This is a genomic window from Pseudazoarcus sp. NS34 (assembly GCF_059703725.1).
Genome location: NZ_BAAKIZ010000002.1, coordinates 613,569 through 625,336 on the forward strand (window position 1 = coordinate 613,569; position 11,768 = coordinate 625,336).

Below are 11,768 nucleotides of genomic sequence, written 5' to 3' on the forward strand. Positions count from 1 at the left end.
TTCAGGCAGCCGGGCGACGCGCAGCGCAAATCAAGCGCGACGACGCACCATCAGCACCATCGCCAGGCCGAACGCCGCGAGCACAAAGGCCAGCCAGTCGCCCCAGCGCGCATATGGCGTCATACCGGAGAAGCCGGTCACTTCGGCGCGCAGCACGCCACGCTCAAACTGCGGCAGCACGTCGCTGACCGTGCCGTCCGGCTGGACCACGGCGGTCATGCCGGTGTTGGTTGCGCGCAGCATCGGGCGGCCCGTTTCAAGTGCGCGCACACGCGCAATCTGCAGGTGCTGCGGCTGGGCAAAGGAATGCCCGTACCAGGCGAGGTTCGACACGTTGAGCATCAGGCTCGCCTCGGGCAAGGCGTGCAGCAGTTCGCGCCCGAAAAGGTCTTCGTAGCAGATGTTCAGGGCGATGCGCTGCCCGCCCAAGGCAAGCGGCGGTTGGCCGACCGGGCCCGGCGTCTGATCCGACATCGGGATTGCCGCCAGCTCGTAAAACCAATCGAACAGCGGCGGTGAATATTCGCCGAAGGGCACTAGATGGCGCTTGGCATAGGACTGCGACGGCGAAGCGCCCAGACTGGCAGTGGCGTTGAACACCTGCCCTTGCGCATCGCGCAGGAACACGCCGAACAGCAGATCGGCGTCATTCGCGGCGGCGCGCGCGGCAAGCGTTTCAACGTAGCCCGGCGGCAGGTTGTCGGCCAACATCGGCAAGGTCGATTCCGGTAACACCACCAGATCGGCATCCGGCACATCCGACATGCGCAGGTTCAGCTCCAGCCAGTCGCTCACGTGCTCGGGTCGCCACTTCAGTTCCTGCGCGATATTGGTCTGCACCAGGGCCACGCGCAGTGGCTCACCTTCCGGATGGGTCCAGGCCACACGCCCCAGCCCAAAGCCCGCAAGCATCAAGACTGCAATCAGCGCTGCGGCCGGAGCGGCATCGCGCAGGCTGCGCCACGGCGCGAACGCCGCGAGCCCGGCCATGAACGCCAGCAGCCCGCCGACGCCGTATACACCTAGCAGTGGAAGCCAACCCGCCAGCGGGCTGGGCGGGGTCTGCGAATAGCCGATGGAAAGCCATGGGAAGCCCGTAAACATCCAGCCACGAAGCCCTTCGGCAGCGATCCACAAGGCCGCAAACAATGCGGCGCGCAATAGCACGCCACCGGTGCGCAAGCGCACGAACAGCGCTCCGGCCAACGCCGGATATAGGGCGAGATAGACACAGAACAGTGCGATGGCCAGCGCAGCCAGCGGCGCAGGCATGCCGCCGTAGCGGTTGAGGGCGACGAACAGCCACGAAATGCCGGCCGCGAATGCACCGAAGCCCCATGCAAACCCGAGCAGAAAGCCGTCACGCCCGCGCTCGGCACGCGCCAGCAGCCAAGCCAGCGCCGCCAGACTCAGCGGCGCGACAAAGTACATGCCAAACGGCGCGAACGAAAACACCGCTGCAGCACCGGCGAGCAGCGCGACCAGCAGGGCCATGCCGCCGTGAAGCCGGCGCGAGGCCATCACTCCGCTTCGACGGCGGATGTCGCCGGCGGGGCGAGTCGCTCGACCAGCAGGGTGTAGACCCGTCGGCTGTCGGCGCGCATCACCTGAATGCGCAGGCTATCGAGCTCTATGACCTCGCCACGCTGGGGCAGACGCCCCAGATGACGAATGACCAGACCACCGATGGTGTCGACCTCTTCATCGCTGAAGGCGGTCTCGAAGGCGTGGTTGAAGTCCTCGATCTCGGTCGTTGCCTTGACGCGATAGCGGCCACTCTGGTCGAGCCGGATGCTGTCGGAGATTTCGTCGAAGTCGTACTCGTCTTCGATGTCACCGACGATCTGCTCCAGCACGTCTTCGATGGTGACCACGCCCGCCACGCCGCCGTACTCGTCCACGACAATGGCCATGTGATTGCGGCTGACGCGGAACTCGCGCAGCAGCACGTTGAGGCGCTTGGATTCCGGCACGAACACGGCCGGGCGCAGCATGCCGCGCAGATCAAATTCGCGGCCGGCGTAGAAACGCAGCAGATCCTTGGCCAGCAGAATGCCGACCACATCGTCTTTGTTATCGCCAACGGCCGGAAAGCGCGAATGGGCGGTGTCGATGACGAAATTGGCGATCTTGTCGATCGGGTCTTCGAGATGGACCACGTCCATCTGTGCACGCGGAATCATCACTTCGCGCACCTGCATGTCGGACATTTGCAGGGCGCCTTCGATGATGGTGAGCGCGTCAGCGTCGATCAGATTGCGATCGCAGGCAGAACGCAGTCGCGCAAGAAGGTCGTCGCGATCTTCCGGCTCGCGCGAAAGAAGGGCCGAAAGTCGCTCCAGTAAGGAGGGTCTGTCTGATGGACTGTCCATTTTCCTGCTTGAGTGAAGAACGAGGATTTGGGTCCATCGAACCCAAATCCTCGGCCTTCACCACGTCATGCGTACGGATTTCCGATATCCAGACGCGCGAGAATCTGTGTCTCAAGCGCCTCCATGACCTCGGCTTCCTGCGAGGTTTCGTGGTCGAAACCCTGCAAATGCAGCATACCATGCACCATCAGGTGGGCGAAGTGGGCCGCCGGAGCCTTGCCCTGATCCTTCGCCTCTCGCACCACCACCGGCACGCACAACACGATGTCGCCGCACAGCGGCATGCCCGAAACGCTGACCTCGTCGTACACAAAAGTCAGCACGTTGGTGGCGTACTCGCGGCCGCGGTAGTCACGGTTCAGCGCCAAGCCCTCGTCCTCGCCGACCAGTCGCACCGCAACTTCCACATCACGTTCAAGCAGCCCGGCGCTTGCCCAGCGCCGCAAATCAGCCGCTTTGGGTGCGTGCTCCCGTTCACTGGCCTTGAGCGCGCGCTGCACATTCATCGACAGTTTGGGCCGCGCGATTTGCGCTGACGTTACAGCGCTCACGCTTCGCCCTCGCGGCGGGCCTTGGCGGCTTCGCGTTCGGCATCGGCCCGATCGTAGGCCTCGACGATGCGCGCGACCAAGGGATGACGCACCACGTCTTCCTTACCGAAACGGGTAAAGGCAATCCCGCGAACTCCGGCGAGAATGTCTGCCGACTCGCGCAAGCCACTCTTCTGGTGGCGCTGCAGGTCGACCTGGGTCAGATCGCCGGTAACGACCGCCTTGCCGCCGATGCCGATGCGCGTAAGGAACATTTTCATCTGCTCGGGCGTAGTGTTCTGCGCCTCATCCAGAATGATGAAAGCGTGATTGAGCGTGCGCCCGCGCATGAAGGCCAGTGGCGCAATCTCGATGCTGCCGCGCTCGAACAGTTTGGCCACACGATCAAAACCCATCAGGTCATACAGGGCGTCGTACAGCGGGCGCAGGTAAGGATCAACCTTCTGCGCCAGATCACCGGGCAGGAAGCCAAGTCGCTCGCCAGCCTCGACCGCCGGGCGCGTCAGGATGATGCGCTCGACCAATTCGCGCTCGAAAGCGTCCACGGCACTGGCCACTGCGAGGTAGGTCTTGCCGGTCCCGGCCGGGCCGATACCGAAGGTGATGTCGTGCGCCTGGATGTTGGTCAGATACTCGACCTGACGCGGCGTGCGCCCGTGCAGTTCGGTCTTGCGCGTCAGCAGCTTCGGCGACGCGATCTGCGGCTCACTGGGAGCAGAAGCCTCAACCAGTCCGAGCTGAATGTCGTCCAGGCTCAGATGCTCCTCAGCGCTGTCGTAAAACCGCTGCAAGGCGTTTGCCGCCAGTCGCGACTGTTCGCCGGACAGACTGAAGCGCTCACCGCGACGCACGATGCCGACGTCGAACGCCGACTCGATCTGGCGCAGGTTCTCGTCCAGCGCGCCACACAGATTTGCCAGCCGCAGGTTGTCGACCGGCTCGAAAACCACTTCCACGATGTCGCCCATCAGGACTCCCGCACGACGATTTCGCCGCGCAGACTGTGCGGCATTGCCGAAACAATCGCCACATCGACAAACTGACCGATGAGGCGCTCATTGCCCGGGAAATTCACAACGCGGTTGTTGGCGGTACGCCCGGCCAACTCACCCACGCCCTTCTTGGCAGGGCCTTCGACGAGGATGCGCTGCTGACTGCCCACCATGGCTTCGCTGATCACCTGCGACTGCTGCTCGATGCGCTTTTGCAGGCGTGCGAGCCATTTCAGCTTGGTCGTCTGCGGCACCGAATCTTCCAGGTCCGCCGCCGGCGTGCCGGGACGCGCGCTGTACACAAAGCTGAACGAAGCGTCGAAACCGACGTCCTCGATCAGTTTCATGGTCTTCTCGAAGTCCTCTTCGGTCTCGCCGGGGAAGCCAACAATGAAATCCGACGACAGCGACAGATCCGGCCGCACCGCGCGCAACTTGCGCACCAGCGCCTTGAATTCCAGCGTCGTGTAGCCGCGCTTCATCGCCGCCAGAACGCGGTCGGAGCCAGCCTGCACCGGAAGGTGCAAGTGACTGACCAGCTTCGGGATTTTCGCGTAGGCGTCGATCACCCGCTGCGTCATCTCGCGCGGATGCGAGGTCGTGTAGCGCATGCGCTCAATACCCGGCACCTCGGCCACGCATTCGAGCAGCAGGGCGAAATCACCGATTTCGTCACTATCCTTGGTCATCGGCCCGCGCCAGGCATTAACGTTCTGGCCAAGCAGCGTCACCTCTTTCACGCCCTGCTGCGCCAACCCGGCCACCTCGGCCAGGATGTCGTCGAGCGGACGCGAGACTTCTTCCCCGCGCGTATAGGGCACCACACAGAAAGTGCAGTACTTGGAACAGCCTTCCATGATCGACACAAAGGCGCTCGAACCCTCGACGCGCGCCGGCGGAAGATTGTCGAACTTCTCGATTTCGGGGAAGGAAATATCCACCTGCGAGCGCCCACTGCGACGGCGCTCGGCAATCAGCTGCGGCAGCCGATGCAGAGTCTGCGGACCAAACACCACGTCCACATACGGCGCCCGCGCCACGATGGCCTCGCCTTCCTGGCTGGCCACACAACCACCGACACCAATGATCAGATCGGGCTTTTCAAGCTTCAGCAGACGCGCTCGCCCGAGATCGTGAAACACCCGCTCCTGCGCCTTTTCACGCACGGAACAAGTGTTGAACAGGATCACATCTGCGTCTTCCGGGCTATCGGTCTTGACCAGACCTTCACCGGCCCCGAGCACGTCCGCCATCTTGTCCGAGTCGTACTCGTTCATCTGGCAACCGAATGTGCGGATGTAGAGCTTCTTCATCGATTGAAACCGTTGCTTGACGCTTTATTTGGAGAGCGGCTATATTAGCAGGCTTGTTGGTGATGTAGCTCAGACGGTTAGAGCGATGGATTCATAACCCATAGGTCGGCGGTTCGATTCCGCCCATCACCACCAGACATTCTAGAAGCCGCCAGCCTGCAAGGGTTGGCGGCTTTTTCACGTCCGCAGGGAGCCAAGGTGGGTCACAAAGGTGGGTCACATGGCCAACTATCTCAAGCGCTCCCGGCACGGAACAACTTTCTACTTCAGGCGCCGCGTACCCGACGAACTGCGCCAAACCGTCGGTCAGCCCTATCTCACCAAGTCGCTTGAAACAAGCGACCGTCGTGAGGCTATCATGCGCGCCCGGCTGCTCGCAGCCAAGACAGACATCCTCTTCGCAGACCTCCGCGCCATGCCACGCAAAGCCCGCCCCTCAACTGCACTGCAGATCGACTACGCGCTTTCACTCGACATCTCACCATCTGGCAAGAAGCGCGCCGTCGCTCTGGATGTGCAGCCCGGAGAGGAAGTATCAGCGGCGGTTGCCGTCGCGGCGCTCCAGGCACACGTGGACGGTGCCCCTTTGCCCGCATCGATCCCGGCGGTAGGCTCAAGCGGGTCGAAGGAAGACAAGACGCTCTTGCAGGCATGGGAGGGCTATAAGGCGGAGAAGATCGCCGCCAAGGCTTGGCGAGACGGCGAGGACACGGCCAAGTACGATCACTGGCCCCACGTCCGCAAGTTGATTGGAGTCGTCGGCGACAAGCTCCTCACCGCCATCACCGCCGACGACATCAACAGGTTTCAGAACCACGTACTGACCGACCACGAGGGCGGGACACCCCGGAACCGCGACAAGCGCCTTACGCGCGCCGGTGCGGTGCTCCGTTGGGCAAAGAAGAAGCGCCTCATCGGCGACGACTTCGCCGAGCTGTTCCGCTACCCAGGCAAGATCGAGGAGAACCCATACGTGGCCTTCGATCTGAACGACCTGAAGGCGTTATTCGAGTCAGCGGACTATAGGGGCCGGACATTCAAGACACCGTCCGAATTCTGGCTTCCGGTCCTTGGTCTCTACACCGGCGCACGCCTAAACGAGTTGTGCCAGCTCATCGCAAGCGACATCGGCATGCATGACGGGATCGAGACCATCAGCATCCTAGACGGAGAGATCGGCAAGCGTCTCAAGACGACAGCGTCTCGGCGAGTCATTCCGATCCACTCCAAACTCATCGCGCTGGGCTTCCTCGACTACGTCTCCACCATCAACGCCGGCCGGATATTCCCGGAGCTACCCGAGGACCCGGCGAGGCCGGGCAACTTCGCAGCAAAGCCCACTGAGCTTTTCACCGCCTACCGACGGAAGCAGGGCGTCGGAGACACCGAGAAGCGCAGTAACAAGGCGTTCCACAGCTTTCGCTCGACCCTCATTAGCGCCCTGCGCAAGGCTGGAGTCCCGAAGGACAGGAGAACTCGACTTGCAGGCCATGAGTATGACGACACCCAGGACAGGAACTACCACGGCGGCGATGTGCTCACGATGTTTGACTTCCGCACTTTGAAGGCCGACATCGAATGTGTCGTATTCGATGTAGATTTCAGCGCCAACCGTGAACGACCTGCGCCGTAGAAGCTACCCGAGCCGGTGCTGATATCTCGGAAGGGTGCTGAGCTTGGACAGACAAGGCTCGCAGAGATTGTTGAAGCTGTGATGGCCGATCAATCAGTCCGCCCTTGAAGATCTAAACGTGCGGGTGCGGGTGCGGGTGCGGGTGCGGGTGCGGGTGCGGGTGCGGGTGCGGGTGCGGGTGCGGGTGCGGGTAAAAATTTAAATCTAACTAACTTAATGATTTAAGTTGTTTTTGAATTTATTGTGCCTCAGGTGAGGCACGGTTCCCCAAACCCAAATCAACAGATTCAGGTTCGGCTCGTCGTGTCATACGCTGGCTATAGCCTCAGTATGAATAGGTCCGGGTGCTATGCATGCCCCGAGTTCATCCGACCGTGTCAGCCTTTCGCCATGCATGGCGCCAAGTCTGGGTGCTAACATCTCGCCCCGCCCACGATCCCGTGACTTCCGGCTTGGATCGGTTTCGTTGATCAAATCTGGGAGGCCGCCGCTGGTTGTCCCTGCTTCCTCCACCCAGATCATTACCCTGATCAGCGCAGGAAGATTTATACCACATGATCATTCACGAGTGAATAACATTCTTCATAAAATACAGGGGCTTGCAAAAATATACGCAAAGGGGCACGCCCCTTTATTCTCCTAGGGGCACGCTTCGCATTGGGGAATCCCGGCAAAGACCTCGTCGTCAGATCAAGGCTTCGGCCTCCTGACCACCAGCATCACGAAGTTCGGGTCCTCGAAGGTCATCAGTTCCAGGTCGTCGTCCCGCACCCTCGCGCGGTACGCCTCGATGATCCTCCTCTCGTTCGCGGTCAGTACAGACAGGCTGCCGGTATCGAAGAGCGCTTCTTCCATCTCGGGCATGTAGTCATGGACGTAGACCCTCAGCAGCATGAGGGGATCGATACCCAAGACCTGAGCCAACCGGTGCACCACGGGCAGATGCAGCTTGATCTTTCCGTCGAGAACGAGCTGCAGGCGTACCGGATGCCTCGCGCCCATTTCATGCTCGATTTCTGCCATGGTCTTGCCCGAGGCAATGATGCACTTGCGAAGGTAACCGGCTACGGTCAGCGGATCGACGGCTTGCTTGTTGTTCATGCGAACTCCCCAAAGGCTGGTTAGAGCGTCACCGGTTGGTAACGCATAAACCATTGTGGGAAAAGCACTTTGGCAGGTCGTAGGCGACCGGGATGCAACTGAAACGCAACTGGGATGCAACCGAAAAACACGTATTTTCGGAGCTACAGTCGCATCATTCCCCGCAAACCCACGCCCAGCCTGGGATTCAGGCGAATTCGCGGTGTGATACCACACCATGCAAGATCACATCGTGCGGGCTGATCGCAGACGATTCGATCTCGTATGAGACCGCACCACATCACACCAGATCGAACCACCTGACACACCAGCTACAAGCCTCGCAATCGGCCCCAGACAGGCCAATTCCTCCGAGAGCAGCAAACCCATATTGACGCCCTGAAAGCCCGTCAGAAGCCCGCTATTTAGCCCGCACCGAATTGTCACTTATCTCCGCAACGTGTGCGCCACACCGTTCAGACGCAAACCAATCGAACACACGGAAACCGCAAGGTCTTAGAACAGGAACGATCCGGGAAGGCGGTGGTGACGTTGAAAACGACGGCGCCAGATCCAATCCTTACCCCCTCGGAGCTCAGCTCTTCGCGATCGCGGCGCACACGACCTCGACGGACGAACCGTATCGGATTCCCCGATTTCTTGCGTTTAACGGCTTTTCCGATATAGTTCATTTATCGACATTTCCGGTCACACACAAATGAACGCTCTAGCCACCCCTGAGCAGGCCAGCCAGATTCTCATCGCCCGCCGCAAGACCCTCGGTCTCTCCCAAGCCGACATGGCACGTCACCTGGGCATCAGCCAGAGCCGCTACTCCGAAATCGAAGCAGCCCCCGAGCGCATCACGCTAGAGCGGCTGATCGCGATGTCGTCGGTGCTGGGGCTTGAGTTCGCAATACGAGAGAAGTCTTCGTCGTCCCAAGCGAGCGAGTGGTGAGATGGGTCGTCGATCACACGCTCGCGCCCTCAACGCCTGGATGAACGGCAAGCTTGTCGGCCAGTGGCGGCTACCCACCCGAGGGCCGATGGAGTTCCTGTATGACGATGCCTGGAAGCGCGCACCCGAAGCCCGCCCCCTATCCCTTTCGTTGCCGCTCACGCTCGACCCGGTGCCCCTGAAGGGCGACGCGGTTCGCAACTACTTCGACAACCTGCTCCCAGACAGCGACAACATTCGCGCACGGCTGCAATCAAGGTTTCGCACCGACAGTAAAGACGCCTTTGATCTGCTCGAAGCCATCGGGCGCGACTGCGTGGGTGCGGTGCAGCTTCTACCGCCCGATCAAGAGCCGGTAGATGTGTTTGAGATTCATGCGGACCCTCTCGACGAAGGCGAAATTGAACGCATTCTGACAGCGACCGTATCCAGCACGTCGGCACTCAATATCCGTGATGACGAAGACTTCCGCATCTCTATTGCGGGCGCGCAGGAAAAGACCGCCCTCACCTTCCACGGGGAGCGCTGGTGCCGCCCGCATGGTTCGACGCCCACCACGCACATTTTCAAGCTGCCGCTGGGCCTGGTGGGCAATCTGCAGGCCGACATGCGGGCCTCGGTCGAAAACGAATGGTTATGCGCACAGATCCTTGCCGGCTTCGGCCTGCCCGTTGCACCGTGCGAGATCGCCGAGTTCGGCAACCAGAAGGTGCTGATCGTCGAGCGCTTCGACCGCAGGCTCACCGACAACGGGCAATACTGGCTACGCCTACCCCAAGAGGACTTCTGCCAAGCCACCGGGCGGCCGCCCCGCCTGAAGTACGAAGCAGATGGTGGCCCCGGCCTACTCGACATCGCCCGCATCCTGCAGAACTCAGAAGCGCGTGACGATGACCTGCGCACCCTACTCACCGCGCAACTGCTGTTCTGGACGCTCGCGGGGACCGACGGGCATGCCAAGAACTTCTCGATCTTCCTGCTTGCGGGCGGTCGCTATCGCCTTACCCCGTTGTACGACGTGCTCTCAGCCTGGCCCGTCACAGGTGCCGGCGGAAATCTGCTCGACCAACAGAAGCTCAAGCTCGCCATGGCCGTGCGGGGCAAGAACGCGCATTACCGACTCCGTGACATCCAACGACGACACTTCATCGAGTCGGCAGCGAAGTGCGGATTCGGGGGCGACATGGATCAAATCATCATCGACTGCTCTGGGCGTTGCGCAGCCGTGCTGCACGAGATCGAAGCGCGACTGCCGACTGACTTCCCCGAGGACGTATTCAACGCAGTCGCCAAGGGGCTGACCGAATCGTTCGAGCGGCTCGACCCGTAGCTCGACTGCAAAAAAGGGGAAGCTCTTAGAGCAGGCACGAAGCCAGAAGGCAATCGTGAAGACGCGAACGGGCGAGCTAGATCCAATCCTTACCCCCTTCGCATCCGAACGCACTTCGACAACTGTTCACCATCGCAACACAAAATCGTCCAAAACAAGCACTAGACCGCAACACAGCGCGTGTGACATGCTCTCGGATTATTCACATCATCCTAGCCACTGAGCGGTTTCTGCTCTGGGACAACGCCGCGCGGCAACGCCACACCCCGCTCGACGAAGCTGAGTCGCAAAAACAGTTTTCGGCCCAATTACTCGATCGGAGCGCAGTGTGAAATCAATCGGAATCGTGGCGCTGATCATTGGGGCGGTAATCGCCCTTTTTGCACTGTCGATGGATACGTCCGTCTCATCGGGGTTCGGCAGGGTCCACAACCTTGGCCTCATGGCTGCGCAAAGAAACTACCTCATCCTCGGCGCCGCCATCGCGATTGTCGGCGTAATCCTGCTGGGTTTTGCTTCACGGGCAACATCACAAACAGCCCCGAAGCCATCTGGCGCGGCGATAGGGGCGTTCGATCAAGAACGCGACCTGTCGTCCGGCGCGTACCAGCTCTATCTAGTACGCAAATTTCAGATCGAAAAGAACGACACCCTGGGCAAGTATTCCGTGCAGGACACGCGCCTGTTCGAGACCCTCGATGAAGCTCTCACCATCGCACATCAGGAAGACGAAGAAGCCGCTCGACTTGCCGCCATGAGCGCGATCAGTTCAAACGATGGCGAACGACTCCAGCAGGTGTTGCTCGACGCCCTGACCTCAGCTCAAGAGGCCGGCAAGCCCGGCACCACGGTCGTCGCAAAAGGCAAGATCGGCACTCAAGGCGGCAATTACACCCTGTTTGGTGACGGCACAGTCCGAGTGACTCTGAGTAGCGTCATCGATGTGAAATACGACAGCCTCAGTGAAGCCATCGAAGACCGTGGTGAGATCACTACTATCGAGCACTCATAGCCCGACATTGAAACCGCTTGGGGTGGCTGCATAGATCATTCTGTGCAGCCACCCTTTTTGCACCTCAACAAGTCAAACCGACTTTTAACCAGCAGGACGAAGTGGATGAATAACAAAGCGGTACTGGGGATAGCAGCGGGTCTGGGCATCGCAATCATCGGCAGTTATGTAGGCTATACCCGCATGCAAGCCCAAGCGGCCGAGCGTGCCGACCGACTCATGCGTGCGGAGCTGCGCTGCGACGGGATGAAAGAGGATCTGCTGAAGCTGGCACGCTTCACCTTCGGTACGGGCGTCGAGATCGGCGGCAAGCACGACACGCCCGAGAACTGGAAGGAATCTGAGACTGATGTGTATCCGCACATGCTCAAAGCAGGCGCCGAGTACCACGAGACGCCCCAGGCTGTGCAAGGCGTAGTGCACGCCATGATTCCGTATGCTCGTGATCTGTACATTGCCCGTAGTGACGAAGCTCGCTGGCGCGTCGGTCGTGAAATCTGCATCAAGCTCGAAACGAAGCGCTGACG

The 11,768-nt window shown here is 60.6% G+C and carries 11 protein-coding genes and 1 tRNA gene; 6 read left to right on the forward strand and 6 right to left on the reverse strand.

The genetic code is table 11. The features are described from left to right. Positions 1–30: 30 nt before the first annotated feature. From lnt to miaB, 5 genes are all read right to left on the reverse strand, one after another. Entirely contained in the window at positions 31–1,521 is a 1,491-nt protein-coding gene (lnt, locus tag AC6H0N_RS09445; protein WP_497573841.1) for an apolipoprotein N-acyltransferase, read from the reverse strand. After that, the gene (locus AC6H0N_RS09450) at positions 1,521–2,372 is read right to left on the reverse strand and encodes a CorC family transporter (RefSeq protein ID WP_497573842.1); all 852 of its coding nucleotides are present in this window, start codon (positions 2,370–2,372) and stop codon (positions 1,521–1,523) included. Before AC6H0N_RS09450 ends, lnt begins: the two co-directional genes overlap by 1 nt. 65 nt (positions 2,373–2,437) lie before the next feature. Then, positions 2,438–2,878 (reverse strand): rRNA maturation RNase YbeY, encoded by a 441-nt coding sequence (ybeY, locus tag AC6H0N_RS09455; RefSeq protein WP_497573843.1) that lies wholly within the window; start codon positions 2,876–2,878, stop codon positions 2,438–2,440. Positions 2,879–2,919: 41 nt separating this feature from the next. Further along, positions 2,920–3,891 carry a PhoH family protein gene (locus AC6H0N_RS09460; protein WP_497573844.1) on the reverse strand — a complete coding sequence of 324 codons (972 nt, stop codon included), beginning with the start codon at positions 3,889–3,891 and terminating at the stop codon, positions 2,920–2,922. After that, a complete protein-coding gene (miaB, locus tag AC6H0N_RS09465) occupies positions 3,891–5,228 on the reverse strand; it encodes a tRNA (N6-isopentenyl adenosine(37)-C2)-methylthiotransferase MiaB (protein ID WP_497573845.1) in 1,338 nt (445 codons plus the stop codon). The genes AC6H0N_RS09460 and miaB overlap by 1 nt, the downstream gene beginning before the upstream one ends. A gap of 58 nt (positions 5,229–5,286) precedes the next feature. Here miaB and AC6H0N_RS09470 point away from each other — a divergent pair. Beyond that, positions 5,287–5,363: transfer RNA gene (locus AC6H0N_RS09470), tRNA-Met, on the forward strand. Between the two features lie 85 nt (positions 5,364–5,448). Beyond that, on the forward strand, positions 5,449–6,861 hold the full coding sequence (locus AC6H0N_RS09475) for a DUF6538 domain-containing protein (RefSeq protein ID WP_497573846.1): 1,413 nt from the start codon (positions 5,449–5,451) through the stop codon (positions 6,859–6,861). A 690-nt stretch (positions 6,862–7,551) separates the two neighbouring features. Here the strand turns inward: AC6H0N_RS09475 and AC6H0N_RS09480 are convergent. Then, on the reverse strand, positions 7,552–7,962 hold the full coding sequence (locus AC6H0N_RS09480) for a hypothetical protein (protein WP_497573847.1): 411 nt from the start codon (positions 7,960–7,962) through the stop codon (positions 7,552–7,554). 697 nt (positions 7,963–8,659) lie between these two features. Here AC6H0N_RS09480 and AC6H0N_RS09485 point away from each other — a divergent pair. The 4 genes from AC6H0N_RS09485 to AC6H0N_RS09500 all read left to right on the forward strand — a co-directional run bounded on the left by AC6H0N_RS09485 (position 8,660) and on the right by AC6H0N_RS09500 (position 11,766). Further along, complete coding sequence (locus tag AC6H0N_RS09485) at positions 8,660–8,899, forward strand: helix-turn-helix domain-containing protein (RefSeq protein WP_497573848.1); 240 nt, start codon at positions 8,660–8,662, stop codon at positions 8,897–8,899. 1 nt (position 8,900) lies between these two features. After that, positions 8,901–10,229 (forward strand): type II toxin-antitoxin system HipA family toxin, encoded by a 1,329-nt coding sequence (locus AC6H0N_RS09490; RefSeq protein ID WP_497573849.1) that lies wholly within the window; start codon positions 8,901–8,903, stop codon positions 10,227–10,229. A gap of 328 nt (positions 10,230–10,557) precedes the next feature. Next, positions 10,558–11,241 (forward strand): hypothetical protein, encoded by a 684-nt coding sequence (locus AC6H0N_RS09495; RefSeq protein WP_497573850.1) that lies wholly within the window; start codon positions 10,558–10,560, stop codon positions 11,239–11,241. A gap of 105 nt (positions 11,242–11,346) precedes the next feature. Next, entirely contained in the window at positions 11,347–11,766 is a 420-nt protein-coding gene (locus AC6H0N_RS09500; protein ID WP_497573851.1) for a hypothetical protein, read from the forward strand. Positions 11,767–11,768 lie beyond the last annotated feature (2 nt).